Annotated in this window: 25 protein-coding genes and 4 pseudogenes; 3 read left to right on the top strand and 26 right to left on the bottom strand. The window is 35.3% G+C overall.

The window, feature by feature from the left end:
• Positions 1–464 precede the first annotated feature (464 nt).
• Positions 465–683: pseudogene (locus ACIQ7L_RS04390) on the top strand (alanine:cation symporter family protein); the annotation flags it as partial.
• 154 nt (positions 684–837) lie between these two features.
• On the opposite strand, the gene ACIQ7L_RS04395 reads toward ACIQ7L_RS04390, so the two are convergent.
• The 20 genes and pseudogenes from ACIQ7L_RS04395 to ACIQ7L_RS04490 form a co-directional block, all read right to left on the bottom strand.
• Positions 838–1,614 carry an ABC transporter permease gene (locus ACIQ7L_RS04395; protein WP_400566964.1) on the bottom strand — a complete coding sequence of 259 codons (777 nt, stop codon included), beginning with the start codon at positions 1,612–1,614 and terminating at the stop codon, positions 838–840.
• Positions 1,614–2,516, bottom strand: coding sequence for an ABC transporter ATP-binding protein (locus ACIQ7L_RS04400; RefSeq protein WP_400566965.1), 903 nt, complete (start codon positions 2,514–2,516; stop codon positions 1,614–1,616). Before ACIQ7L_RS04400 ends, ACIQ7L_RS04395 begins: the two co-directional genes overlap by 1 nt.
• A 14-nt stretch (positions 2,517–2,530) precedes the next feature.
• Entirely contained in the window at positions 2,531–3,322 is a 792-nt protein-coding gene (locus ACIQ7L_RS04405) for an ABC transporter permease (protein ID WP_400566967.1), read from the bottom strand.
• Positions 3,319–4,017 (bottom strand): ABC transporter ATP-binding protein, encoded by a 699-nt coding sequence (locus ACIQ7L_RS04410; protein ID WP_400566968.1) that lies wholly within the window; start codon positions 4,015–4,017, stop codon positions 3,319–3,321. Before ACIQ7L_RS04410 ends, ACIQ7L_RS04405 begins: the two co-directional genes overlap by 4 nt.
• Positions 4,017–4,394, bottom strand: a complete 378-nt coding sequence (locus ACIQ7L_RS04415) for a GntR family transcriptional regulator (protein WP_400566971.1) — start codon at positions 4,392–4,394, stop codon at positions 4,017–4,019. Before ACIQ7L_RS04415 ends, ACIQ7L_RS04410 begins: the two co-directional genes overlap by 1 nt.
• Positions 4,395–4,572: 178 nt before the next feature.
• The gene (locus tag ACIQ7L_RS04420) at positions 4,573–5,790 is read right to left on the bottom strand and encodes an acyl-CoA dehydrogenase family protein (RefSeq protein ID WP_400566973.1); all 1,218 of its coding nucleotides are present in this window, start codon (positions 5,788–5,790) and stop codon (positions 4,573–4,575) included.
• A gap of 13 nt (positions 5,791–5,803) precedes the next feature.
• The gene (locus ACIQ7L_RS04425; protein WP_400566975.1) at positions 5,804–6,991 is read right to left on the bottom strand and encodes a CaiB/BaiF CoA transferase family protein; all 1,188 of its coding nucleotides are present in this window, start codon (positions 6,989–6,991) and stop codon (positions 5,804–5,806) included.
• Positions 6,992–7,091: 100 nt separating this feature from the next.
• Entirely contained in the window at positions 7,092–8,474 is a 1,383-nt protein-coding gene (locus ACIQ7L_RS04430; protein ID WP_097895375.1) for a putrescine aminotransferase, read from the bottom strand.
• Positions 8,475–9,968: an aldehyde dehydrogenase family protein gene (locus tag ACIQ7L_RS04435; protein WP_400566976.1), complete on the bottom strand. Its 1,494-nt coding sequence runs from the start codon at positions 9,966–9,968 to the stop codon at positions 8,475–8,477.
• Between the two features lie 213 nt (positions 9,969–10,181).
• Entirely contained in the window at positions 10,182–12,311 is a 2,130-nt protein-coding gene (locus ACIQ7L_RS04440; protein WP_400566979.1) for a sigma 54-interacting transcriptional regulator, read from the bottom strand.
• Positions 12,312–12,454: 143 nt separating this feature from the next.
• Entirely contained in the window at positions 12,455–12,703 is a 249-nt protein-coding gene (locus ACIQ7L_RS04445; RefSeq protein ID WP_400566981.1) for a biotin/lipoyl attachment domain-containing protein, read from the bottom strand.
• Positions 12,704–12,986: 283 nt separating this feature from the next.
• A pseudogene (locus ACIQ7L_RS04450) lies at positions 12,987–13,073 on the bottom strand (SAV0927 family protein); the annotation flags it as partial.
• Between the two features lie 24 nt (positions 13,074–13,097).
• Entirely contained in the window at positions 13,098–14,393 is a 1,296-nt protein-coding gene (locus ACIQ7L_RS04455) for a Glu/Leu/Phe/Val family dehydrogenase (protein WP_335359455.1), read from the bottom strand.
• Between the two features lie 219 nt (positions 14,394–14,612).
• Entirely contained in the window at positions 14,613–15,962 is a 1,350-nt protein-coding gene (locus ACIQ7L_RS04460) for an APC family permease (protein WP_400566984.1), read from the bottom strand.
• Between the two features lie 592 nt (positions 15,963–16,554).
• Entirely contained in the window at positions 16,555–17,523 is a 969-nt protein-coding gene (gene nrdF / locus ACIQ7L_RS04465; protein ID WP_400566986.1) for a class 1b ribonucleoside-diphosphate reductase subunit beta, read from the bottom strand.
• 179 nt (positions 17,524–17,702) lie between these two features.
• A pseudogene (locus ACIQ7L_RS04470) lies at positions 17,703–19,094 on the bottom strand (ribonucleoside-diphosphate reductase subunit alpha); the annotation flags it as partial.
• A 317-nt stretch (positions 19,095–19,411) separates the two neighbouring features.
• Positions 19,412–20,110: pseudogene (locus ACIQ7L_RS04475) on the bottom strand (ribonucleotide reductase N-terminal alpha domain-containing protein); the annotation flags it as partial.
• Entirely contained in the window at positions 20,097–20,456 is a 360-nt protein-coding gene (gene nrdI, locus ACIQ7L_RS04480; RefSeq protein ID WP_097895356.1) for a class Ib ribonucleoside-diphosphate reductase assembly flavoprotein NrdI, read from the bottom strand. The gene nrdI and the pseudogene ACIQ7L_RS04475, both read right to left, overlap by 14 nt.
• A gap of 556 nt (positions 20,457–21,012) precedes the next feature.
• On the bottom strand, positions 21,013–21,330 hold the full coding sequence (locus ACIQ7L_RS04485; protein ID WP_400566989.1) for a hypothetical protein: 318 nt from the start codon (positions 21,328–21,330) through the stop codon (positions 21,013–21,015).
• Positions 21,331–21,354: 24 nt separating this feature from the next.
• The gene (locus tag ACIQ7L_RS04490; RefSeq protein WP_400566991.1) at positions 21,355–21,549 is read right to left on the bottom strand and encodes an abortive phage infection protein; all 195 of its coding nucleotides are present in this window, start codon (positions 21,547–21,549) and stop codon (positions 21,355–21,357) included.
• Positions 21,550–21,766: 217 nt separating this feature from the next.
• On the opposite strand from ACIQ7L_RS04490, the gene ACIQ7L_RS04495 reads away from it, so the two are divergent.
• The gene (locus tag ACIQ7L_RS04495; protein ID WP_097895348.1) at positions 21,767–22,345 is read left to right on the top strand and encodes a GNAT family N-acetyltransferase; all 579 of its coding nucleotides are present in this window, start codon (positions 21,767–21,769) and stop codon (positions 22,343–22,345) included.
• A 36-nt stretch (positions 22,346–22,381) separates the two neighbouring features.
• Here ACIQ7L_RS04495 and ACIQ7L_RS04500 read toward each other — a convergent pair whose 3' ends face one another.
• Together ACIQ7L_RS04500 and ACIQ7L_RS04505 are read right to left on the bottom strand one after the other, a co-directional pair.
• Positions 22,382–22,984, bottom strand: coding sequence for a histidine phosphatase family protein (locus ACIQ7L_RS04500; RefSeq protein ID WP_400566993.1), 603 nt, complete (start codon positions 22,982–22,984; stop codon positions 22,382–22,384).
• A gap of 94 nt (positions 22,985–23,078) precedes the next feature.
• Entirely contained in the window at positions 23,079–23,234 is a 156-nt protein-coding gene (locus ACIQ7L_RS04505; protein ID WP_400567150.1) for a hypothetical protein, read from the bottom strand.
• Between the two features lie 386 nt (positions 23,235–23,620).
• Between ACIQ7L_RS04505 and ACIQ7L_RS04510 the strand changes: the two genes are divergently transcribed.
• Entirely contained in the window at positions 23,621–23,806 is a 186-nt protein-coding gene (locus ACIQ7L_RS04510) for a YkvS family protein (RefSeq protein WP_400566996.1), read from the top strand.
• A 47-nt stretch (positions 23,807–23,853) separates the two neighbouring features.
• Here ACIQ7L_RS04510 and queF read toward each other — a convergent pair whose 3' ends face one another.
• The 4 genes from queF to queC are packed head-to-tail and all read right to left on the bottom strand — an operon-like array spanning position 23,854 to position 26,255.
• On the bottom strand, positions 23,854–24,351 hold the full coding sequence (gene queF, locus ACIQ7L_RS04515) for a preQ(1) synthase (RefSeq protein WP_097895342.1): 498 nt from the start codon (positions 24,349–24,351) through the stop codon (positions 23,854–23,856).
• A 38-nt stretch (positions 24,352–24,389) separates the two neighbouring features.
• Positions 24,390–25,106 carry a 7-carboxy-7-deazaguanine synthase QueE gene (gene queE / locus ACIQ7L_RS04520; RefSeq protein WP_400566998.1) on the bottom strand — a complete coding sequence of 239 codons (717 nt, stop codon included), beginning with the start codon at positions 25,104–25,106 and terminating at the stop codon, positions 24,390–24,392.
• Entirely contained in the window at positions 25,099–25,593 is a 495-nt protein-coding gene (gene queD, locus ACIQ7L_RS04525) for a 6-carboxytetrahydropterin synthase QueD (protein WP_400567001.1), read from the bottom strand. The genes queE and queD overlap by 8 nt, the downstream gene beginning before the upstream one ends.
• The gene (gene queC, locus ACIQ7L_RS04530; RefSeq protein WP_400567004.1) at positions 25,593–26,255 is read right to left on the bottom strand and encodes a 7-cyano-7-deazaguanine synthase QueC; all 663 of its coding nucleotides are present in this window, start codon (positions 26,253–26,255) and stop codon (positions 25,593–25,595) included. The genes queD and queC overlap by 1 nt, the downstream gene beginning before the upstream one ends.
• Between the last annotated feature and the right edge of the window lie 2 nt (positions 26,256–26,257).

A 26,257-nucleotide genomic window follows, 5' to 3' on the forward strand; every position in this document is an offset into this window, starting at 1 on the left:
CCCATGATGATATATTTACATAAATACAAGTTGAAAAACCGACATAAAACCCTCTTTCTTTTTAGGTGGACGAGAGCATCTGGCCATGCATAGAAGCGGTCAGGGCCTTTTCCTGCCACATGCACGGGTCAAAACAAAGGGAAAAGGTGAGTGCATGTCATGTTTTATTCTGCATAGCAGCGACTTATATATTGAAAAATTAAAATAGATTTATATACATTGTAATATGAATACCCTCAAATTTCTTCCTATTTTTCTCAGTTCACGTTTTAAATAAGATATCTATTAAAATATGTACTAACAAATCTATTTTGAGAAATTTCCTCTTTGTAAGATTTTCTATTATAATATCAAACGTCGCTTTTTATACTTAATGTTGCAAAACACATTATCACGATAAGAATAAATAGGATTATACACATGGATTTCTTTAAAAATGTCATTACTCCGATTCATAAGCTTATTACAACAACGAAGCTGGTATGGGTAGTACACCAAATGCAGCTGTGACTGCTAACGTAACACACCCTGTTAAACAAGGTTTCATTCAAACACTTGGTGTCTTTACAGATACATTATTAATATGCAGTTGTACTGCTTTTATTATCCTTTTATCAGACGTTCATACTGGAACAGATTTAAATGGTATTCAGTTAACACAAGAAGCATTAAAAGCACATATTAGTTAAAAAAGATCCCCGATTGCCGGGGATCTTTTTTATTTCATATATACATGTAAAGTCATATTACTAAAAATACAGATTAATTTGATTCAATAAAACCTTTCTTTTTATGCTCATTTAGTTCTTTACATATATCACTGAATATATAATGATTTTATAATACATCACGCTTTTGGAATAATGCACTCGATGCAACGAGCAACACTACAACATACACAATTACAAGTAATAGCGATGTTGTAAAATTAAATTCTGCAAATGGTGGTTCTGCCCCGCCGCTAATTAATTTGTTACTATCATACACATTTAAATTCAAATGAGCGAATACAGCAAATTTCGCAGCACCTTTCGCAAACATCATAAGTAACATATTAATTGTATCTTCTACGAAAAAGACAAACAGGGTAATAATTAATGGTAATACAGACTTCCTAAAGATATTTGCTAAGAACATGGACAATGTTATATAAAATAGAACTGGTACCATCTTATACACTAAAATCTTCATTAACATAACAACTGTTAATTCTTCTTTTCCTCCACCAAAACTAACTAGTCCTATTATCATGGAAATGATTAAGGCAACAATTGATATAAGTATTACAGTCAATATAACTGTTACATATTTTGAAAATAAGACAGTAACTCGTTTTCTAGGGCGAATCAGTAATTGTTTAATTGTTCCCTTTTGAAATTCTTCAGTAATTGTACGAGCTGCAAGAGTAATACCAAAAATTGTAGTAAATACCATAATCAAATTAAGCATTGTTTTTGAAAATGATACAAATCCTGAAAATTGCACCTCAGCTGGTGCCCATTTTTTAATAATGATCGCCATTGCAATTTCTAATACAACTAATATTCCTATTAAAATATACATACCTTTTTTTGCATGTAACTTTAAAAACTCATTTTGCATTAATTTTAACATTACGCTTTCACTCCCCCAGTAATCGCTAAGAACTCATCTTCTAGCGTCCTATTTTGCACTGTAACGCCATATACGAGAATATCCATATGCACAAGTTGTTTTACAATCTGCGGAATTTTTTCTTTCATTACGGAGGCAACAACAACATTTTCTTGCACTTTACCTTTAATCACTTCATTTGCACGCTGAATTTGATCTACCTCAAAAGTTACGACAACCGTTTCATCATTCTTCGCTTGTTCATGTAAGTTATATGCTTGTACAAATTGACCATTCTTAATGATAACAACACGGTCACACATCAGTTCAATCTCGCTTAATAAATGGCTGGATACAATGACAGCTATATTTTCTTCTTTCGCTAATCGTTGTAAATAATCACGAATTTGACGAATACCAGCTGGATCTAATCCGTTAGTCGGCTCATCTAAAATAAGAATTTTCGGGTTGTGAAGAAGTGCTTGCGCAATCCCAAGACGTTGCTTCATTCCAAGTGAATATGTCTTCACTTTTTTGTGAATGGCATGATCTAGTTCAACAAGTTTTACAATTTCAGCAATACGTTCTTTGCTAATGGGTGTAACTGCCATATTCGCAAAATGCTTTAAATTTTGCATACCTGTCATATAATCATATAATTCCGGATTTTCGACAATCGCCCCAATTTGTTCTAACGCCTTTTCACGTTCTGTACGAATACTATGACCACAAATCGTAATATCCCCTTCTGTTAGGGAAATAAGACCTGTCATCATTCGAATTGTTGTTGTTTTCCCACTCCCATTTGGTCCAAGAAACCCATATACCTCTCCTTCTTCAACTTCAAATGAAAGATCGCGGATAATTTCAGTGCTGCCAATCTTTTTATGGACGTTTTCTAATTTTACTACTACGTTTCCCAATGGTTATTCCTCCTTTAAACTTCTAGTTTTTTGTCGATGATATAGGATGTTATGGATACTAATACAAAAGTTAACAAACATTCATAACATAAACTAAACACATTCAGTCCGTCATACGGATAAAAAGATGTATCAAAATAGCCTCGCTCATTTGTTACCCCTGCATATTTAATAAAAATGATAGAATTCCCCATTTTTTCTACAATGTCTAGTGAAAATCCATATATTCCAGCGGAAACAAGGAAAGCGAATACAAATAATATTTTTCCTATCCCAGGTTTTACACGAAATGCTTTAATAATTACGCTTATAAAAATTAACATAACCAACAGATTAACTAAATCTACAAGCCATAGAAACATAGAAAAGAAATGATGTATCATTCCGTAACTATACAAATTTTTAATAAGTTGCTGAATAAGACCAACTTTTTGAACCTCACTAATGTAAAAAGAAAAAAAGTATAGAAATATAATACTTGTTACAAATATCAAGCTAAACATGAGTATAAAAAAGATTACATTTGCATATAAATACCTTTTAGCTGAAATAGCTGTATACCTAATTATGGAATTCACTGTAATTTTCCGGAAAGAAGACATAGTTAACAGGAATAAAGAAAACGTAGTTATCGCAATTAATAATGTGAATAAAATGAGTGTCGTTTCCTGTTTATCCAAAAGTGTCCTCTTAGAAGAGCCAGTCATGTAAAAAAAGAGAATAAGCGAAACTGTAATAAATCCTGTATAGAGTACCCATATTTTCTTTTTATTACAATTATATAAGTAATGAAGGAGTTGTCTCATTGTCCAAAAACCTCCTTGAACAACTCATGTATTGCTTTCCCTCTTTGAAAACGAATGTCTTCTACATTTTCATGTAGAACCATTTCTCCATCCTTTAAAAAGATCACTTCATCAAACAAGTTTTCAATCTCACCAATTAAATGAGTAGAAATTAAAATCGTACTGTCTTCACGATAAAATTGAAGAATCAAATCTAGTACATGCTCTCGTGAAACTGGGTCAATTCCACCAAGCGGCTCATCTAATACATAGAGTTTTACTTGTCGTGAAAAGGTTAAAATAAGCTGTAGTTTTTCTACCATTCCCTTTGATAAAGAATCAATTTTTTCTTCTAACGGAATTTTAAACTTTGTTAGGGTATCAACCGCTTTTTGTATATCAAAATCTTGATAAAAATCACGATAGAAAAACAAAGCATCTTTTACAGTCATCCATTCGTCAAACATAGGACGGTCAGACATAAACGAAACAATTTTTCTCGTTTCTAACCCCGTCTTCTTACCTGCAATAAAAATCTCTCCTTCAGAAGGGTGCTGCAACCCTGCAATCATTTTTAATAATGTCGTTTTCCCACTACCGTTATCTCCGACAAGGCCAATAATCTTTCCTTCTGTAATCTCTAAGTTCAGCTCACGAATCACTGCCTTTAATCCATACTTCTTCCATAAGTTCTCTATTTTCAATAACTCTTTCATCAACTCTCCTCCCTTTTCTCTTCCAATGAAGAGCGAAGAATCGAGAGAATTTCCTCTTCTGAAAACCCTAAATTGTCCATTCCATTTATAAAAGAATGAAGCAACTCTTTTGCCATATCTTTGCGCAGCTCCATAATTTTCTCTCCTTCGCTCGTTACATACCTTCCCATTCCTCTACGTGTCACGACAATCCCATCTCGCTCTAGCTCTTGAAATGTACGCTGAATCGTATTTGGATTTACTTGTAACTCACTTGCTAATTCACGTACAGAGGGAATTTTGTCACCAGGTAATAAATGACCTATTACAATTTCTTTTTTTATGTATTCCATCACCTGAATATAGATCGGTGTGTTAGGAGAAAACTCAATCTTCATTTCTTCCCTCCTTTTTCGTCTTAGTGTACTAGTTAAATAGTACACTAAGACGAAATGAGTGTAAATACTTTTTTCATTTAAAATATAATAAAAAGACAGTGCATATTCGCACTGCCTTTCCTCTTATTTTATCCCGCTATTCGCGGGCAGTAGGTCGTCCACTGAGGGAAGTTTCACTTTATTTCGTTACCAGTTCTGCCTCATTTTCTTCAAAAGGCCACTTCGGTAACATGTTACGAAGCTCTTTATCAGAACGATATCCAAGTGCGTATTCCGCTTGCATAATCGTATGAATTTCACGTGTTCCTTCGTAAATAACTGGAGCCTTTGCATTTCGTAAATATCGTTCTACTGGGAATTCATTCGAATATCCATAGGCACCGTGCACCTGTACTGCATCATTTGCCGCTTCAAATGCAGCATCACAAGCAATCCATTTTGCTAAAGATGTTTCCTGTGTGTTACGTTTCCCTTCATTTTTTAACCATCCTGCTTTATAGACCAATAAACGTGATATTTCAAGATTCGCAGACATCTTCGCAATCATTTGCTGCACAAGCTGATGTTTTCCAATTTCTTTTCCAAATGTTTTACGCTCTTCACAATACTTTACACTCGCTTCTAAACTTGCTTGAATGAGCCCACACGCTCCTGCCGCTACCGTAAAACGGCCATTGTCTAATGATGCCATTGCAATTTTAAATCCTTCTCCCTCTTCTCCAAGAAGATTTTCCACCGGCACTTTCACATCATCTAGAAATACTTCTCCTGTATTGCCAGCTCTAATACCAAGCTTTCCTTTTATCGCTTTTGTTGATACCCCAGGAAATGTTCGTTCTACGATAAAACAAGAAATACCGCGGTGCTTTAATTCTGGGTTTGTTTTTGCAAATATTAAGAAGTGGTCTGCAACATCACATAAAGAAATCCATGTTTTGGATCCATTTAATACGTAGTGATCGCCTTGTTTTACAGCTGTTGTTTGCATAGCAACAACATCTGATCCTGCATTTGGTTCAGTTAAACCGAATGCCCCAATTTTTTCACCTTTCGCTTGTGGAACAAGGTACTTTTGTTTTTGTTCTTCTGTTCCCCATTGAAGAAGTGTCATGCTATTTAATCCCGTATGTACAGATACAGCTGTACGGAAAGCTGTGTCACCACGTTCTAATTCTTCACAAACAATAGCAAGCGTATTATAATCCATACCAACACCGCCATATTGCTCTGGAATACAAACGCCCATAAACTGTAACTCAGCTAAACGCTTCAAGACCTTTTCTTCAAAATGCCCTTTTTCATCCCATTCTTTAATATATGGAATAATTTCATTATCTACAAACGATCTCACTACTTTTCTGACACTTTGTTGTTCTTCTGTTAAATTAAAATTCATTTTTACTTCCTCCTTATATCCATTGGTTTTTTTTCATTTCCGTAATGCTTTCCTGCGAATATCCTAGTTTTTTCAAAATCTGTTCTGTATGCTCCCCGTGGAGTGGCGGATGTTTCTGCATCCGCACTGGTGTCTTTGCAAGTTTTAATGGTGAACCTACAAGTGTAAGATTTTCAATGGTTGGATGTTCCATATGAATTGTCATATCTCTCGAAACTGCCTGCTCTGTTTCTAGCGCTTCCTTCACATTGAGAATTGGTCCATTTGGAATCCCTGCTTCATCCAAAAGTTGTTTCCAGTCCTCTTTCTTTTTCTTTTTCATTTCTTTTGCAATCATGTCTACAAGTTCTTCCCTATGCAAAAGACGATTTGCATTTGTTTTATAGCGATCTAAACGAGATAAATCTTGTCTACCAAGTAACAAACAAAACTTATGAAACTGTTCATCATTTCCAACTGCAACAACAAGATCTCCATCCTCCGCCTGAAATACTTGATACGGAACAATATTCGGATGCTGGTTTCCAAGTCTCTTTGGCAATTCTCCTGTACACAAATAATTGCTTGCTACATTTACTAATGCCGCTAATTGTGAATCAAATAAAGAAATATCAATTTCTTGCCCTTCTCCTGTTCTATTTCGGTGCTGCAAGGCGGCTAAAATCCCGATACACGTAAAAAGGCCTGTGAGCACATCTGCAATCGCAACTCCCACTTTTGAAGGCTCTTCATCCTTTCCTCCTGTTATACTCATAAGCCCACTCATCGCTTGAATCATATAATCATAACCAGGAAGATGTGAAGCAGGGCCCTTTTGACCAAAGCCACTAATAGAAGCTAAAATAATGTCTTCCTTCACCTCTTGTAACACTTCATAACCAAGTCCCATTCTCTCAAGTGTTCCAGGCTTAAAATTTTGTACAACGATATCAGCATGAGAAACAAGTTTTTTTAAAACATCCTTTCCCATTTCTGACTTTAAATTTAATGTAAGCGACTCTTTATTACGATTTGCACAAAGAAAATAAGCGCTTTCTCCCCCTACGAAAGGTGGTCCCCATCCTCTTGTATCATCGCCATTTCCCGTATTCTCAATTTTTATTACTTCGGCTCCTAAATCACCAAGAATCATCGTACAAAAAGGACCGGCAAGAACCCGAGATAAATCAATAATTTTGATTCCGTGTAATGCTCCCTCCAACCCCTTCTCCTCCTATAGTAAAAACCAGTAAAACCAATTAGAGCGAACATAAACATGGTAGTTTTACTGGCTTGTTTTTACACGTTATTGTATGGAATGATTATTGTACTTTTACTTGTGCTAACACTGATTTAAAAGTATTGATTACCGTATCTACTTCTTCATAACTAATTGTAAGAGACGGTTCAATACGAATTGTTTTTGAATTAATCAACGTTCCTGCAACAAGGATGCCTTGATCAAACATTGCTTTCGATACTTCATAACCAATTTCATCTTTATGGAATTCAATACCAATCATTAAACCTTGGCCACGAATTTCAAATACTTTGTCTTCATGTCCTTCTGCTGCTTTTTTCAATCCGTTTAAGAAATACTCCCCAACTTCTGCAGCTCGTTCTGGTAATTTGTCTTCCAATAATACTTGGATTGTTGCAATTGCAGCAGCACATGCAAGTGGATTTCCACCAAACGTTGTTGTATGCATGAATGGGTTCTCAAACCAACTTTGGAATACTTTTTCTTTGGCAACAATTGCACCTGCTGGCATTACGCCTCCGCCAAATGCCTTCGCAAGACAAATAATATCTGGTACTACATCATATAATTCTGCAGCAAACATTTTCCCTGTACGTCCCATTCCCGTTTGTACTTCATCAAAAATAAGTAGTGATCCAAATTCATCACAAAGTTCTCTTACTTGTTTTAAATAATTTTCTGGTGGTAAAATAATACCGCCTTCCCCTTGAATTGGTTCTAAAATAACAGCTGCAACATCTTCCCCTACTAATGCACATGTTTCAAATGTTTTTCTCATCATCTCAATATCGCCAAATGGAACGTGACGGAAACCTGGAATTAATGGTAAGAATGGTTTGCGGAACATTCCTTTTGCTGTTCCAGATAAAGAGCCAAGACTCTTACCGTGGAAGGCACGTGTTGTTGAAATGAAAGTTGTTCGTTCACTATACATTTTTGCTAGTTTTAATGCCGCCTCTACACTTTCTGTCCCACTATTTGTAAAGAAAGCATATTTCAAATCACCAGGTGTAATATCTGCTAAAATCTTTGCAAGAATCGCACGAAGTGGATCTAGTAAATCCTGACTATGCAATGCTTGACGCTTTAATTGATCCGTTACAGCTTTTACCACTTTCGGATTACGGTGTCCAACATTATAAATCCCGAATCCACCTAAACAATCAATATATTTTTTACCATTGATATCCATAAAGCAGGATCCTTCATCAGACCATTCTACTGCTGCAAATTGCCCATCTTTTGTTACTGTTTTTCTATATGCAAGAAAACCAGGATTGACATGCTCTCTAAATCCATCCACTGTTTCTTTTTGGATCCAGTTAGCCTCTTCTTCAGAGACCTTTTCTTTTTCAATTAATTGCAGTACTTTCGTAATATACTCAGTTACATTTGAATTATTTACATCCTGCTCATTGAATTTACTTTTTACATTTGTCCCCATCTATTTCACTCCTATAGTCTTTTTATTTGCAAACCAACCAATTGGTTCTACTTCTAGATTTATATTAATCTGCTTAATTTCTTGGAATTCTTCTAAACCAAACGTTCCTAAACTACGACCGATACCACTTTGCTTATATCCACCCCAAGGCGCCTCGTTGTACGTTGGATGATAACTATTAATCCACGTAATCCCTGCGCGAAGCTTGCGGATTACGCGCATCGCTTTTGCACCATCAACTGTAAATACTCCTCCAGCTAAACCGTAATCTGTACCGTTTGCTAGCTCAATTGCTTCCTGTTCATCCTTAAACTTTTGGATAACTACAACAGGACCAAAAATTTCTTCCTGCACAATACGCATATCAGGTTTTACATTGACAAAGACTGTTGGTTCAATAAAGAAACCATCACCTTTTCCATCCGCCAGTATACGATTTCCTCCACAAGCAACTTCTGCTCCTTCGTCTTTCCCAATCTCAATATAGCGTAATACTTTTTCCATATGCTCTTGACTTACAAGTGGTCCCATCTCTGATTCTGGGTTATCACCAGGTCCAACATTAATTTGCTTTGCACGTTCTACGAAACTAGTAACAAATTTATCATAAACGCTTTCTTCAACAAGGATTCTTGATCCTGCCGAACACACTTGACCAGTACCTGCATAAATACCGAACAGTGCATAGTCAACAGCTGTTTCAAAATCCGCATCTGCAAAAATAATATTAGGTGATTTTCCGCCTAATTCTAACGAAATCTTTTTCATGTTATCTGCTGCTGTTCTCATAATGTGTTTTCCTGTTTTTGTTCCTCCCGTAAAGGAGATCATATCTACTTTATCACTTGCTGCAATCTCATTTCCTACTGTTGGGCCAGCACCCATCACCATATTCGCAACACCTTTTGGCAGCTCTACTTTCTCAAAGATTTCAAATAACTTTGTTGCAGTGATTGGTGTAACCTCAGACGGTTTAAATACAATCGTATTTCCGGCCGCTAAAGCAGGTGCAATTTTCCATACACTCATTAATAATGGATAATTCCAAGGAACGATTAATCCACAAACACCAACTGGTTCTCTGACTACCATAGCTTGCATTGGATCAGCTACATGATATGTTTGTCCATCTGGTTTTGTAATAAGTCCAGCATAATAACGGAAGCAAGCTGCCGCATCTCCAATGTCACCTTCTGCCTCGCGATGTGTTTTTCCATTATCCATTGTTTCAAGACGTGTAAGTTCTTCCTTACTTTTATCAATTTCATCTGCTATTTTAAATAAATAAGATGCTCTTTCAGCAGCGGATGTTTCTGACCAAATTCCGCTATCAAAAGTTGCTCTTGCTACTTCTATCGCTTCTTTTGCATCCAGGGTCGTTCCTTCAGGCGCATATGCGATAACCTTGCCATTCGCAGGGTTAATAATAGGTCGTTTCTCTTGATTACTAGACTCTCTCCATTCACCATTTAGATACATTTTTAAATCTAGCATTGTATATAATCCCCCTTTGTCGATCGTTCATATATTATATAAGCAATAATTGTGCCAATATTTGAAATACGAAAGAATCATACAAAAACTGACTATTTCTTCAAATAAAACATACGAACTTATGCATTTTTGCATAGGTTATTACATTTTGCATAATTACAGCAAAAATAACAAAGAGAAAGGAGTAGTCCATGTAGACTTCCCCTTTCTCTTTTAGAAATATGAAATTGCATCAACTGGTATTTCCTTTTCATTCATGATTTTTTGATATTTACGACTAACCGAAGATTGACTAATTCCAAGGGCTTTTGCGGCCTTCGTCGTTGTTTTATACTGCTTCATCGCAAGTAAGATTAATTGCTCTTCTACAGAATGTAATGCTTCTTGTAATGGTAAGACCCTTGTAATAACTGGCTTTGATTTTTTAAAATCATAACCAGGAGTTAAAAATTTGCTAACAAATTCGGCTTCAATAACTGGCTCATCTGCTGATACTACTAAACGTTCAATCATATTTTGTAATTCTCGTACATTTCCCGGCCATGAATAAAATTCTAGTAAATTTAGTGCATCAGGAGTTAAGTGGTAGTTTTTATTATATTTTTCATTTAACTGTTGTAAGAAATGAAATGCGAGTACTGGAACATCTTCCATTCGTTCCCTTAACGGGGGAACATGCAGTGGAATTACATTTAAGCGATAAAATAAATCCTCACGGAACGTACCAGCTTCCACCATTTTCTCGAGACTTTTATTTGTGGCTGCAATAATTTGAACGTTTATTTTCGTAGGTACCGTGCTTCCGATTGGAATGACTTCTTGCTCTTGCAACACCCGAAGTAATTTCACCTGTAAATGTAAAGGCATTTCTCCAATCTCATCCAAAAATAAAATTCCTTGATCCGCTCGCTTAAAATATCCTTCTTTTCCATTTTTATCAGCGCCGGTAAAAGCGCCTTTCGTATATCCGAACAGTTCACTTTCCAATAATGTTTCTGGAATTGCACCGCAATTTAATTTTAAAAACGGCTTTGAAGATCGATTTCCCAGTTGATGAATGGCTTGGGCAATCACTTCTTTTCCAACACCCGACTCTCCAGAAATAAGAACATTAGAAGAAAAATCAGCTATTTTTTTTGCTTGATTAATAATTTGTTCCATTTTCGGACTACAATAAATCAGTTTCTTAAGAAAACGATCTTTATTTTTAAAGTTGTCCAATTCCTTCTTATATTGTTCAGATATCTTTTTCATCTCATGCAATTCCGTCTTTAATCTCGTCGCCTCTGTAATATCCCTTGATGCAATAATAATGCGATGCAGTTCTCCCATTTCATTAAACACAGGGTTTCCAACCGCTAATATTTTTCGACCACTTTTTGTTTCTTGTACAATCGATACCTTTTTCTTTTGTTCTAGTACCAAACGAGTAACAGATGGACTGAATAAACCTTTTCGCTCTAAATCTAAAAGATTTTTTCCTAACAGATCCTTTAAATCTCCTCCCCAAAAATCATTGATAATCGTTTCACTATAACGAATTAATTCCCCTTTATGATTGACTACTAATATTTCATCATAAATACTAGATAAGATTGCATGCAAATCTTTATTTAAATCCTTTATATATTCAATTTCCATGGCCATATCCTCAACCATTGGTAAATCTTGTACAATAATAACTATTCCTTCAATACTTTGATCGAAGCTAGGAATCGGACTGTAATCAACTAATACTCCCATCTCATTTGTTATTTGTAACTGATTTAAAATCGTTTTTCCCGTTGCATATACATTGTTAATATGTTCCCCATTAAAAATTTGCTCTGCCGGTACATTCAGTACTTTTTCAGAAGTAGATTTAATCATCTTTAAACCAGATTCATTACAATTTACAATTTTCTTTTCCCGGTCTACCACAAAAATTCCCATTGGAATAGACATTAAAATGATTTTTAGTATATCCACACTTTTATTTTCTTGCTTAAATAATTCTGCAAAAACATCCTCTCTTCTTATGTACCCTTTTAACTCTCCTATTTCATTTTTCACAATGGCAATAGGCGCCCCAATAATTTGAAAGAGAGCCGTTAAGGAAATATTTTTGCTAAGGTGACAGATTGTATCTAGTGAAACAGCATTTGAAAGTAACGCCCCGGCAGTTACCCCCTCATTTCTTGATAGCAGATCTTCCACATGGACATATGCAAATAATTGATCTTCCTTTTTTAAAAACAGAAAAGGTTCTTTTATATTTTTAACATCTATATTCCATTCCTTTTCAAGTTGATCAATAGGTAGAGAAACAATCGGTCTAATTTTTTTATGAGCAATGGAAAACATTCCGCTAACCCTCCTTTGAACTCCTTAACTTTTATTGTATCATTAAAAACAGATTTTTTTAATTAATCTGACAATAAAACTTTTTTCCTTTATTTAATAAAAAAAGGAAGATGAATGCTTCCATCTTCCTTTTTGTTCTCTAATTAATCACTACCACCAATTAAAAGATCTTCTTGAATATAAGCTAATACCATCCCTGGAATTACCTTATCTCCTGCTTCTACTTCTAAAGATTGTACTTCTCCACTATATCCCGTTTTGATTACTTCCAACTGACCATTCATATTTTTAATCGCAAACAGTGGTTCCCATTCGTAAATTCGGGAGTCCTTATCAATAGACACTTTTTCAACTGTTCCATAGCATGGGCTCGTAACGATCTCATAATACAAAATGAATCATTCCCTTCTTTTATTCTATTAATATTGTTCTGCCAACATTTGTGACTGAAGAATCATATGGAAAAAACTTTAAAAATTTTCTATATATACAGCAATTAAAAAAACCATATAGAACCCCTCTTTTTAGGTGGAAGAGAGGATCTGGCCATGCATAGAAACGGTCAGGGCCTTTCTCTGCCACATGCGAAGAAAAAACAGAAAGAGTAAACGAGTGTAGGTTACTTTTTATTCTGCATAGCAGGGATTTAGATGTCGAAAAATGAAAATGGATTTATATATCATATCGATGACAATTCGACACGATGCAATAATAACCGATTGGTTGTCTTTCAATTTCTTCTAATAAAATATCAAGCTCCATTTTATTCCTCCCTTTGTTAAAAGGTTAAAAATGCAACCAACCTCTTAGGCGCGATGCCTCTACAATTTTACGAACGCCCTCTATATAAGCAGCAATTTTCATATTTACTCCAAAATGTTTTGAAGTATTGAATACATCAGAAAAGCTAGATGTGATTTTCTCCTTTAAGCATTGGTCGACATATTGCTCCGTCCAATAATACCCTTGGTTATTTTGACACCATTCAAAATAAGAGACAATAACTCCTCCAGAGTTTGCTAGAATATCTGGAACAACCAAAATGTCTTTCTCTTCTAACATTGTGATCGCTTCTTTTGTTGTCGGACCATTTGCTGCCTCAATTACAATCTTACATCCAAGCCTTTTTGCATTATGTTTCGTAATCACTCCTCCAATTGCTGCTGGAATGAGTACATCACATTCTTTTTCTAACAACTCTTGATTAGAGATTGTTTTACTAAAGAGGTTCGATACTACTCCAAACGAATCTCGATTTTCTAGCAAATAAGGAACATCTAAACCATCTGGGTTGTAAATGCCGCCTAAAGCATCAGATACTCCTACCACTTTCACACCAATATCATATAAATATTTTGCTAAATGGCTTCCAACGTTTCCAAATCCTTGAATGATCACTCGCATATTTTGTAATGGAATATGTTTCAGCTCACTCACTAACTGAAGTGTATATAATACTCCTTTAGAAGTAGCTGTTTCCCGCCCTTGTGATCCTCCGAGCATCAATGGTTTTCCAGTTATAAAGCCTGGGGAATCAAATTCTCTAATATGATCATATTCATCTAGCATCCAAGCCATAATTTGAGCATTTGTATACATATCAGGAGCTGGAATATCTTTAGTAGGCCCAACAATTTGGCTCACTGCTCTTACATAACCGCGACTAAGTAACTCTAGTTCTCTAAAACTCATCTCCTGTGGATTACAAATAATCCCACCCTTTGCCCCTCCATATGGAAGTCCCGTTACTCCACATTTCAAGCTCATCCAACCAGCAAGCGCTTTTACCTCCTCAGCTGTAACATCTGGATGAAACCGAATGCCACCTTTTGTTGGCCCTGCTGCATCGTTATGCTGGGCACGGTACCCTTGAAATACTTTTGTTGTTCCATCATCCATTCGAACAGGAATACTTACTTCTAAAAAGCGCATCGGCCTTTTAAGAAATTCGAATACTTCCTCTGGATAACGTAAGACTTGGAGTGCCTCTTTTAATATAGACTGAAATTCCTCTAAAGGATTTTCAACCTCAATTTTTCCCTGTACAGATTGAGTTGTATTTTTTTCTGATTGAATTGCCACGATAACACCTCATTTATATATTTTTACTAGTTTTATAAAGCAATAATCGTGCCAAATAAAAATATAATGTTTATGCTCCTTTTTCAGCCTTCTCTCTGATACTGATTTACAAATGTTCTCCTGTTCCTTATGAATTGCTGAATGACTTATGCAATATTGCATGATTTTAAAATCTCCAAAATAAAAAACACCGGAAAAATTCCGATGTCTTTTGTTATTTTACATTTCCTGTACTTCTTCAAAATGCATTTGCGGCGGAGCTGACCGAAACATGTTCGTAATATATAACAGGTAACCAATTCCAACAGCAGCCCAGCTAAGCCCAAGAATAAGTGAATTCATATTGAGGTTAAACCATAACACAGTTACTGTACCTGCTCCTAAAATAGGTAGAACTAAGAAATTTAAAAAATCTTTTACTGTTTTATATCTTTTTTGCTTTACAACATAGTAAGCAATTACAGATAAATTAACAAATGTAAATGCAATAAGCGCTCCGAAGTTAATAAGTGATGCTGCTGTTTCTAAATCGATAAACATAGCGGAAAGTGAAATAATTCCCACAAAAATAATGTTATATACCGGAGTTCGCAAGCGAGGATGAATGTATCCGAATATTTTCTGCGGGATTACATTATCTCGCCCCATTACGTATAATAATCGCGATACACTTGTATGAGAAGCTAAACCTGATGCCATTGTTCCCATAAATGTCCCTACTAAAAAGAAAGTTTGAAATAATTTTCCGCCAACGTATAGTGCAATTTCTGGTGCCGCTGATTCTTGATCTTTAAATATGGATGCATCTGGGAAAAAAGATTGTGTGAAGTAAGTAGTAACAATAAATAAAATTCCGCCAATTAAAGCGGTGAGAAAAATAGCCCGAGGAATTGTCTTCTTCGCGTTTGGTGTTTCTTCCGAAAATGTAGTTACCGCATCAAAACCTAAAAATGAAAAACAAAGAATTGTGGCCCCTGCAACTAATGATGATATGTGTATATCTGATTGAAAAAACGGCTGAATGGAAAAGACTTCTCCAGTTCCTTCTCCTGCTATCAATCCTTTTATAACAAGGACTACAAACACAACCATTACTAATATTTGAAACGCTACTAAGAATGTATTGAAATTAGCAGTAACATTTACACTAATAATATTTATCAGTGTAATCAATAGGACAAATCCAACGACCCATAGCCAAGAAGGAACACTTGGAAAAAGTGCGGACATATAAATTCTCGTTAATAGCGCGTTCACCATTGGTAAAAACAAATAATCCAATAACGCTGACCAGCCAACAAGAAATCCAAGCCTTGCACTAATTGTCTTCTGTGTATACGTATAAGCAGATCCCGCAGTAGGAAAAACCTTTACCATTTTGCCGTAGCTTGCAGCTGTAAATAACATTCCTGCTAATGCAATAAGATAAGCTCCTGGAACATGCCCGTCCGTTTTTTCAGAAACGATTCCAAATGTATCAAACCCCACCATCGGCGTCATATACCCGACACCTAGCATGACAATTGACCAAAGTCCCAATGAACGTTTTAAACCAACTTCTTTTCCCACCTATCATTCCTCCTACTTTCTCTATCTAATTTCCATGTAAAGTTTGATAATTAAACAGAAAACGCTTTCAATGAACCGTGTATTTTATATATCTCATTCCAAAACCCCCCTTTTATTTTTTAAATATTCATGCAATTTTTGAGCCAAAATTTTCTTGTTCAAAAAATTGAGAGGATAAGCCAATTTGCACGCTTCAAAGATAGAACAGGTAAGATTATTTTCTTTACATTTTTTGTTGGTTTTTTATTCATTTTGACATAATGTATTCAATTTCTCATACCACTACATACACACGAAGTGAAACTTTAATCAGTCGAAAAACAACAAATTCATCACAAAATAATAACATTATGCAAACTATATAAATCCATTTTCATTTTTCGACATTTAAACCCCTGCTATGCAGAATAAAAAGTAACCTCCACTCGTTTGCTCTTTCTGTTTTTACTTTGCATGTGGCAGAAAAAGGTCCTGACCACTTCTATGCATGGCCAGATGCTCTCTCCCACCTAAAAGAGGGGGGTATGTCGTTTTTATATACATAACAAAAAAGCTACCTTCATATGAAGGCAGCTTTTTTCAATCCTATCTATTAAAAATCAAATACGAAATCATCATCTGATAGTTTTTCAACATTTGTTGCTTTTACATAACCATTTCCTTTTACAGAGAAGAAATCATGGTTTTTCGTATCTGTACGTAAACCGTTTAATACGATTGGGTTAATTTCTTCCTCTTCAAATTGTGGTTCTAATCCTAAGTTCATAAGCCCTTTATTCGCATTGTAACGAACAAAACGATTTACTTCTTCAACAAGTCCAATAGATGTATAAATTTCTTCTGTATATACAGTTTCAATTTCATACAGTTCCATTAATAACTCTTGTGTTTCTTTTTGCACCTCTTGTTGCTCTTCTGCAGAAAGTTCCGCGAAAGCTTGTTGTGCTAAAAGGCCGACGAATACGCCGTGAATTGACTCGTCACGAATTATTAAGTTAATAATTTCGCCACTTGCAGTCAACTTTCCCTGTCCTGCTAAATATAGTGGATAGAAGAATCCACTATAGAACAAGTAACTTTCTAAGAAAACGCTAGCTACCATAGCCATATATAATTCTTTTTTCGCTACTTGTGGCTTTAGTAGTTTGCGATAATACCCTGTAATAATTCCTGCTTTTTTCTCAAGTAACGGATGACTATCTACCCATTCAAAGATCTCATCAATTTCCTCTTCTGTTGCGAGTGTCGTAAAGATATGACTATAACTCTTTGCATGTACTTCTTCCATCGCTCCCATGAAAGCTAGTACACTTTTCGCCTGCAAATTCTCAAGATGAACAAGTACAAGTGGCATCCCTTCGCCGCCTTGTTTTGTATCTAGAAGTGTCAAACCACCTAATACACGCTTATACGCAATTTGCTCTTCTTTTGATAATTGCACCCAAGTATTTTTGTCAGAAGATACTGCGATTTCTTCTTCTGTCCAAAACTGAGCGATGTTTTGCTTCCAAAACATTAAACTAAAATCGTCTTCTTTTTTGTTCCAGTTTACCGCGCGCATTGAATCGCCCCTTCTCTATCAATAAGCTCTTCTAACATGCGGTAAAGCTTTCAATTTGTAATGAAAACTTAACCGCATGTTAGACATCTTAAATTTTATAACTAAGCATGAGCAGGGTCAGAAAACCCTGCTCATGATGTCTCACTCTTAATTTTGTATATTAGTCACTTATAGTTTCATCAAACCGTACAAGCTACACATTCTTCCACGCTTAACTTACGTGTTCTTGTATAATACAGGCTCTTCAATCCTTTTTTATGCGCATAAATGTAATAACGTGCTAGTTCACGCGTAGAAATATCACTATTTACATAAAGAATTGTACTAATTCCCTGGTCAATATGCTCTTGAATTTCTGCGATTAAATCAATTAGTTTAAACTGATTCATATCGTAAGAAGATTTATAATACCAGAACGTATCTTTTGATAAATACGGCATTGGGTAATATGTTGTCGCATTTGCGTACGTTCTTGATTCGATTTGACTTACAATTGGCATTACGCTTGAAGTTGCATTTTGCACGTAACTAATTGATTGTGTCGGAGCGATGGCCAATCTATATGAGTTGTATAAACCGTGCTTCTGCACCTCTTCTTTTAGACTTGTCCAATCTTCTTTTGTTGGAATATAGATTCCTTCAAATAGCTGTTGTACTTTCTCTGTTACAGGACTGTAATCTGTTGTTTCATACTTTTCAAAGTATGTGCCCTTTGCATAATCCGACTTATCGAAGTCTTTAAATGTTTCGCCCTTTTCTTTCGCAATTCCCATACTCTTTTCAATGGAGTAGTAGTTTAACATCATAAAGAATGTACGAACAAATTCTTTCGCTTCTGCACTTTCATAAGCGATTTTATTTTTCGCTAAATATCCGTGTAAGTTCATGGCACCAAGTCCAACTGAATGAAGCTCATCATTTGCTTTTTTCACAGTCGGCGCGTTTGGAATGATAGTCATATCAGAAACAGCTGTTAAAGCTTCCATTCCTGCATGGACTGCTTCACGAATTTCTTTATTCTCCATTACGTTTACAATGTTTAATGATCCTAAGTTACAGTTAATATCACGACGGATAATATCATCTGTACCGTAGTCGTTAATTTCGGATGTTTCCTGCAGTTGAAAAATTTCTGTACAGAGGTTCGACATCTTCACGGTTCCAATATCCTTTAATGGATGTTGCTTGTTCGCATTTGATTTAAACATTAAGTATGGATAACCAGACTCAAGCTGAATCATTGCAATTTTAATAAGCATGTCACGCGCACTAATATCAAGTGCCTTCTTCTTGACATTCGGATTGCTCATCAGTTCATCATACATTTCATCAATGTCTATATCATCTAAATGTTTTCCGTACTCTTTATATACTGTATAAGGTGCGAAAACATGGAATGGTTCATTTTTCTCAGCAAGCTCAAAGAACTTACTTGGAACGATAATTCCGATCGATAGAGACTGAATACGGCTCTTCTCGTCGGCATTTATTTTTTTTGTATCGAGGAATTCAATAATATCCCAGTGGAAAATATTTAAATATACCGCACCGGCACCTTTTCTTTGCATATTGTTACTCCATACCCTTAAAACGTATGGGGGATAGTCATTTCTGCTACCCTCTCTATATCGCTATAGAGTTCAGACCATATCTTCTTCTCAACTTATACAACCTTGGTTTGAGAAGCCAGGTTCGAGCTATATAGTCACCTACATAGCTACTTGGTCGTTGAACCTTCTCCTTATCTAATAGACTTAGGAGCTCGGCTGCTGATTTCCTGCAATCTTGGATTTTTAGGGGGCGCTACGTCATTTCTCCATAGTATCCTACCTCGATATACTCAGGCGTTCCAGCAATTGACCCGGTTTTATAGTTGAGCCATAAGTTAACCCAACTGATTCGCATATGAAAACGAATCTTCAAGCAGCTTCATAACTGGCACAACACCGCTTGCTGCATTTTCAATACCTTTAATTTGTTCACCGCGTGCGCGTAGCTTAGAAAGGTTTAAAGCAACTCCGCCACCAATTTTTGATAACTGCATCGCCGTATTAATATTAAATCCAATCGAATTTAAACTATCATCCATCTCTAACAAGAAACAAGACACCATTTCTCCTCTTCTGCTTCTTCCCGCATTCAAAAAGGTTGGTGTCGCTGGTTGGTAGTTTTGTTTTACGATCATGCTTGCAAACTGTTTTGCTTTCTTAACATCACCGCGCCCTAAGTATAATGACACAATTGATACACGATCTTCATAGCTTTCTAAGTATTGTTTTTGATCATTTGTTTTTAACGCATAATCCTTATAAAACTTAGATGCTGCCATATAAGATTGGAACTTGAAGTTTTCACCGTATGCAATGTTATATACTTCCTCCACTTCCTCCAACTTATACTCATCCAGAACGTTGTAATAGTAATCATGCTCATTCATATACTTGATTCGCTCTGCCACGCTATTAAAATGAACGGTATTCGCTCTCGCTTCTTCCATAAAGACTTCTAATGCTTCTTTATCCTTATGAAGCTGATAGAAACCGTCTTGCATTTGCGTGATTTCATTATTCAGTTCAATGTGTCGCAATCTCCCGCACCCTTTCTTTAAAATATTCTACATCTTTATTTGTTCCAGATAGCTCGAATTTTGATACAATAGGTACTTCGTATCTGGTTGAGATTTTATCTGCACTTGCTCCGAACATATCTCCCCAGTTGCGATTGCCGCTTGCAGATACGCCTTTTAAATTTGCATTATTGCGCTCTAAAAATTCTAAAACACGTTCCGGCACATTTCCAAAACCTGTTGTATACGTAATAAGAACAAAATCTTCGTCCATTACTAGATCTTCGTTAATTTGAACGGCCGGCATATTTAATTTGTGAATGAAACGCTTCACGTTTCCTGTCATAGAATCATATGCAATTAACATCTCCGACCCTCCCTTTCCTACTTTAATATCTCGATGCCGATTCATGTTTTCCCTATATATTGTATTACGTTTCAAAATAAGACACAAGATATATGTATAAAATCTTTCTTTTTTTAAATTTTACTTTTCGACATAACAAGTCGTTTTTTTTAATACAAAGACTATGAAACAACATTCTAAAACTCATGTCAATAAAGTGCTTTTCAAAAAAGTTGTCAACGAATTTAACCATTTTTATAAAAATGTTAACAATGATTTTTGTAAAAAAACGGTAAATGCTGGAGAAATATATTTCTCCAGCAACATAAAAAAAGAACAGACTGTTAGCTGTAATCTGTTCGAAACCGGTTACACATCATTTACATCACACAAGTAAGGAATTCTCTCTTGTGGATTAAAGTTTCACTTCATTCTATTAAATCAAATACATATATTTTTTGTTTTTGTTACAAAAATAAAATATCATTACAATGAAAAGGACAATTATTATGGCACACCAATTTATTTATTAGTGTGATGAGAATTTTACAAAGGCTGTACACAAAATTTGCGTCACTCATTCACAATGCTCAACACGTAAAACATCCTTTAAAAATAAATGATGAAAATTCTCTTCGTGATCTTGGACAGTAAATACTGGCGCTTCTTCATCAAAATATACAACCGTTCCCTCTACATTTTGATACGTATGTTGAACCTTTACAGTTACTCGAATTTTTTTTCCTTGTTCGTATGCTACTTTTGTTTTTTCAACCACTTCTCTTACATACTTTTGCTTCTCAGGAAACAGAACCATTCCTACAAACCTTCTTCCAGTTCCGTCTTTCCACATATAATCCCAGTGCGGCAAAATACCCTGTTTAAATTCTCCCATAAATCTCCTCTCCTTTATCTTCTATTACGAACGTGGCACTTCTGTATATGTATAAATAATCTGTCCACCGCGTTGTGCATTTCCACTAAAATGTTTAAAATCTTCTCGATTCACTATAACCTCACGAAACGTATAAAATACATCTTTTGTTACAACATACTCTTTTATCTCACCATTTTTCAATTGATCTAAAATTGTATTTGCTAATTGTGTATCCATGTATTTCACCTCTCTGCAATATTCTATCTCATCTTCTACAGGCCGACAATGGTAAATTTATTACATTTTCTGTAAGAACCATATACTAACATAGTGGTTCTTCTATACCATGTCTCATCGATAACCAAGTCCACCTTATACACCTTACCGAAATTTTGAATAACTGGTTGAAATTTTATTTTATGTTACAATAAGAATGACAACTAGGAGGGATAATATGATTCGGAAAGCAAAAAAGACAGATGCGAAGGCAATATCTCCTTTATTGTATAACGCTCTGCATGAAATTGCTGAAAAGATCACAGGTGGGAAGACAGAAACAGAAGTATTGACAGGACTTGAAACTTGGTTTTTAAAAAAAGGAAATCGACTTAGCTATGAGAACTGTTTCGTTGAAGAACAAGATGGTAAAGCAGTTGGAATTATCGTGGCCTACCACGGGAGTCATGCCGAACAACTCGATACTCCAATTGTAAAACACTTACGAAAAAGCCAACAAGATTCAACCATTACACTAGAGAAAGAAGCAGAACTCGATGAATATTACATTGACACATTATCTGTTTCGAGCTCATATGGCGGACGTGGCATTGGCTCAAAATTAATTAAAACCGCTGAAAATGATGCCTTTGAAAAAGGCTACGAGAAAATTGCCTTACTTGTAAATTTAGAAAACACGCGAGCTTTCTCTTTATATAAAAAACTTGGTTATCAAGAAGATAAAACGGTTATGCTTGTTGGAGAGCCATACGCTCATTTAGTAAAACCACTATATAAAAAAGCCTTTGTTTCTTAAAAAAAGCACACGATTCTTTATTTGAATCGTGTGCTTCTATGTTAAATTGGTGTTTAAGGCAGTTCCATTCATTGCTTCATGAAATGTGTATTCTGTACATCCCCATGGCTTTCTATGGAAAATAGGCGGTCCAGACCAACCCCTTGCACGCAGTTCAGCACCAATCATTGTATTAAAATAGCTATGACCTACAAGTGTAATACGTCCATGTACAAGAGCATAACCAATCAGTGTATCAGCTGCTTGTTTTGCTCTTTCTAGCGCTTTTCGGTAAGACTCCACATCTTTAGAATATCCAACTATCCATAATGTACGTCCGATAACTGTCCATACTTCTGGTTTACATTTCACCCACTTAGGAGCAAAAAATCCAGAGGGTACTTCTGCTTCTCGAAAAAGAGCACTCTGTATAAAAGATAAAGAGTCCGTTAATTCTGCCGCTGACTGCACAGCACGTTTTTGATCACTCGTTACAATCAACTTTGCTGATTCAATGGCCTCAACTGTCTCAAGTGGTATTTTTGTCTCTTTGATCATATGATCTAAATCATATCGATCCATCCATTCATGAAACGAAGTAACTGTCATTGGCTTTGTAACACTATTCAAGCGACCGTGACGAATAAAAGAAATTCGCATTTTCTTCACTCTCCATTCACAGCTCATCAACTATATTATTATGCACTGTTTCTTGTCGTCATCATACCATGGAGAAAAAGAAAGTCATACTCCTTTACATATCTGCACCGCTCTCATGATTTATGGAAGCATGTACACCATCTAATCCGTCAAAATACATACTTGTATCTTCGTTACGAATTAATTTTAATTGCTTATATGAGAATAGGAATAAAAGAATTGCTATAAAACTTCCAACAATTTCAAACATCATGTTACCGCCCCTAATTTCTCCCGCATCAACAGGTCATAATACCCTATCCTCAAATTTTAGCAACAAGCAAAACAAGTTGATGGGAAATAAAATGCCCGTAAATACCTGATTTAGTCCAACTTATGATTACAGATGCTGTATCCCCTGACAATCACAGTATTATTTTATTATACTCCTATATAGTAATATAAACACTGCTTTATCCACTTTTTTCCTCTATAATTAGAAAATACTTTTATACATTTCTTATAAAAAGTGAATATTTTTTCGTTTTTTTCTTTGAAAACATTTACAAATTAGGAAATATAGTTCAAAATAAAGGGAAATAAAAAAAGACCAAATTTGTTATTTTTTGGCAAAAACTATAACAAGGAGAGTTGCTTATGGAAATCGCAGAAACTGGAGATATTATCAAATTTAAAGGTGGAATGCAAGGCCGTGTTCAAAAAGTAAATAAAAACTCCGTTATTGTCGATATAACAATTATGGAAAATTACAGAGAATTAGATATGGAACCTCTTACAGTTGTAAATCACAAAAATTATACAGTTATCAATCAACATACATAATATATAGAAAAAAAGGATCCGTATACGATATACAGATCCTTTTTTCATTAACGATTATCAACTGTCTCAGGGTATAGATCATGATTCATCATGCGATATTCTGCCATCTTCTCGTATTTTGTACCAGGGCGACCATAATTACAATACGGATCAATCGAGATACCACCACGTGGTGTGAATTTCCCCCACACTTCAATATAACGTGGATCCATTAATTTAATTAAATCATTCATAATAACATTCATACAATCCTCGTGAAAATCGCCATGATTACGGAAACTAAATAAATATAATTTTAAAGATTTACTCTCTACCATTTTTTGTTCTGGAATATAGCTAATATAAATCGTCGCAAAATCTGGTTGTCCCGTTTTTGGACATAAACTTGTAAATTCAGGACAATTAAATTTTACAAAATAATCACGGTTTGGATGATTATTATCAAATGTCTCTAAAATTTCTGGACTATATTCAAATAAATATTTTGTATTTTGATTTCCAAGTAACGTTACATCCTTTAAATCTTCATCTAATCTTCCTGCCATTGTGTATACATCCCTTCAATTCGATTGATAAGAATTCCTTATACGCCTCGCTTATTTCCCCATACTAATGCATGGAGCTGAGGTAATACTTTCGCATCATTCATCTCTTTACAATGAACAGCTTTTTCAATAAGCCATTCATATTTCTGTAGTAGTTTTCCAACAAGCATTGTATCGTCCACTGTTTTTGTATCATCATTTCCAACTTGTAAGAAAAATGGTACATGCGAATAGCGTTCATGTACTTTTATTGCATATTCAAAGTCATGATCATCAAACACGACTACTTTCAAACTAAAATCTTTCCCTGCTAATCTTTCAATTACAGAATCTAACATGATAAAATCGGTTTTCATCTGTGAACTTGGTGGCTTTGGTGAGATGGTTACTTCATCGATATGGAGTAACCATTCTTGCCATTTACTTCCTTGTGTCTCAATAGCTGTACGAATCTGCTTTTCTTTTAATACATCCAGCAAACTCTCTATATTTTTCAGTAACACTGGATTTCCACCTGAAATTGTTACATGTGAAAAGCTTTCTCCACCAAGTTCAACAAGTTCACTCCAAATTTCGTCTGGAGTCATTTGTCTAATTTGCTCTTTTGCTGATCCATCCCATGTAAAAGCAGAATCACACCAAGCACAACTATAATCACATCCTGCTGTACGAATGAACATTGTCTTTTGACCCACAACCATTCCTTCTCCTTGAATTGTCGGGCCAAAAATTTCTAAAACAGGAATTTTACTCACCGAGCATCCACTCCCGTCTTACTTCCGCATAACTTGTTGGTGTTTCAAATAAGCGAACAAATTCAACACGTGCTCCCTTATATTCATCTGCACGATTCTCTTTTGTAAGTGCAGATGCCATCTTTTCATATATCCAAACGACCACATTTTCAGCAGTTGTATTCATCGCTGGTAATGTTTCATTTAAGTAACGATGATCTAAATAAATTTCAATTTCTTTTTTCCAAATTTCTTTTATATCTCCAAAGTCGATTGCAAGTCCAATCTCATTTACATATCCACTAATACCAAAAACAACTTTGTATGTGTGACCATGTAAATTTTTACATTTCCCTTCATAACAGTGCAAATGATGCGCTGCATCAAATGTAAATTCCTTGCTAACCATCACTCGTTTATTATGATATTTTAATTGCTCACGCTGAATATCCTTGTCCATTTTTTGTAAATTTTCTACAATGCGAAATCCAAAAAAGTTTTGTTCCATTATACATTCGCCCCTTCGCGTTCTTGTAGATACGTATCTAATCCTGCTTTACGAAGTTTACATGCTGGACATTCACCGCAGCCATCACCAATTATTCCGTTATAGCATGTTAATGTTTTTTCTCTAACAAACTCGAATGCACCAAGTTCATCTGACAATTTCCATGTCTCTGCTTTGTCAATCCACATAAGTGGTGTATGAATAACAAACGGGTAATCCATCGATAAGTTTAAAGTAACGTTTAACGATTTCACAAACACATCACGGCAATCAGGATAACCGCTAAAATCTGTTTCACATACGCCAGTTACAATATGACGTGCTCCAACTTGTTTAGCTAATACAGCCGCAAATGATAAGAATAGTAAATTTCGTCCATCTACAAATGTGGATGGTAATTCCCCTTCCTCATGTGTGATTTCCATATCCGTTCTAGTCAACGCGTTCGGAGCAAGCTGATTTAATAAACTCATATCTAGTACTGTATGTTTGATTCCTAGTTCTTTTGCAATATCTGCTGCGCAATCAATTTCTAACTTATGACGTTGATTATAATTAAACGTTACAGCTTCTACTTCTGCAAACTGTTGTATAGCCCAGAATAAACATGTTGTACTATCTTGACCACCACTAAAAACAACAACCGCTTTTTCTTTTTTCATTT

The sequence above is a fragment of the Bacillus sp. NPDC094106 genome (assembly GCF_044764345.1).
In the GTDB taxonomy this organism is placed as follows: domain Bacteria; phylum Bacillota; class Bacilli; order Bacillales; family Bacillaceae_G; genus Bacillus_A.

What these genes read in the sequence shown, in the direction of transcription:
- ACIQ7L_RS04490 (WP_400566991.1), bottom strand. Translation starts at nt 21,549, where the DNA reads ATGGATACACAATTAGCAAATACAATTTTAGATCAATTGAAAAATGGT.
- nrdI (WP_097895356.1), bottom strand. Translation starts at nt 20,456, where the DNA reads ATGTTAATTGCATATGATTCTATGACAGGAAACGTGAAGCGTTTCATT.
- ACIQ7L_RS04500 (WP_400566993.1), bottom strand. Translation starts at nt 22,984, where the DNA reads ATGCGAATTTCTTTTATTCGTCACGGTCGCTTGAATAGTGTTACAAAG.
- queF (WP_097895342.1), bottom strand. Translation starts at nt 24,351, where the DNA reads ATGGCAGGAAGATTAGATGAAGATTTAAAGGATGTAACGTTACTTGGA.
- ACIQ7L_RS04435 (WP_400566976.1), bottom strand. Translation starts at nt 9,968, where the DNA reads ATGCTAGATTTAAAAATGTATCTAAATGGTGAATGGAGAGAGTCTAGT.
- queD (WP_400567001.1), bottom strand. Translation starts at nt 25,593, where the DNA reads ATGGAACAAAACTTTTTTGGATTTCGCATTGTAGAAAATTTACAAAAA.
- ACIQ7L_RS04510 (WP_400566996.1), top strand. Translation starts at nt 23,621, where the DNA reads ATGGAAATCGCAGAAACTGGAGATATTATCAAATTTAAAGGTGGAATG.
- ACIQ7L_RS04395 (WP_400566964.1), bottom strand. Translation starts at nt 1,614, where the DNA reads ATGTTAAAATTAATGCAAAATGAGTTTTTAAAGTTACATGCAAAAAAA.
- ACIQ7L_RS04440 (WP_400566979.1), bottom strand. Translation starts at nt 12,311, where the DNA reads ATGTTTTCCATTGCTCATAAAAAAATTAGACCGATTGTTTCTCTACCT.
- ACIQ7L_RS04415 (WP_400566971.1), bottom strand. Translation starts at nt 4,394, where the DNA reads ATGAAGATTGAGTTTTCTCCTAACACACCGATCTATATTCAGGTGATG.
- ACIQ7L_RS04430 (WP_097895375.1), bottom strand. Translation starts at nt 8,474, where the DNA reads ATGGGGACAAATGTAAAAAGTAAATTCAATGAGCAGGATGTAAATAAT.
- nrdF (WP_400566986.1), bottom strand. Translation starts at nt 17,523, where the DNA reads ATGCGCGCGGTAAACTGGAACAAAAAAGAAGACGATTTTAGTTTAATG.
- ACIQ7L_RS04485 (WP_400566989.1), bottom strand. Translation starts at nt 21,330, where the DNA reads ATGGGAGAATTTAAACAGGGTATTTTGCCGCACTGGGATTATATGTGG.
- ACIQ7L_RS04495 (WP_097895348.1), top strand. Translation starts at nt 21,767, where the DNA reads ATGATTCGGAAAGCAAAAAAGACAGATGCGAAGGCAATATCTCCTTTA.
- ACIQ7L_RS04405 (WP_400566967.1), bottom strand. Translation starts at nt 3,322, where the DNA reads ATGAGACAACTCCTTCATTACTTATATAATTGTAATAAAAAGAAAATA.
- ACIQ7L_RS04410 (WP_400566968.1), bottom strand. Translation starts at nt 4,017, where the DNA reads ATGAAAGAGTTATTGAAAATAGAGAACTTATGGAAGAAGTATGGATTA.
- ACIQ7L_RS04505 (WP_400567150.1), bottom strand. Translation starts at nt 23,234, where the DNA reads ATGTTTGAAATTGTTGGAAGTTTTATAGCAATTCTTTTATTCCTATTC.
- ACIQ7L_RS04420 (WP_400566973.1), bottom strand. Translation starts at nt 5,790, where the DNA reads ATGAATTTTAATTTAACAGAAGAACAACAAAGTGTCAGAAAAGTAGTG.
- queC (WP_400567004.1), bottom strand. Translation starts at nt 26,255, where the DNA reads ATGAAAAAAGAAAAAGCGGTTGTTGTTTTTAGTGGTGGTCAAGATAGT.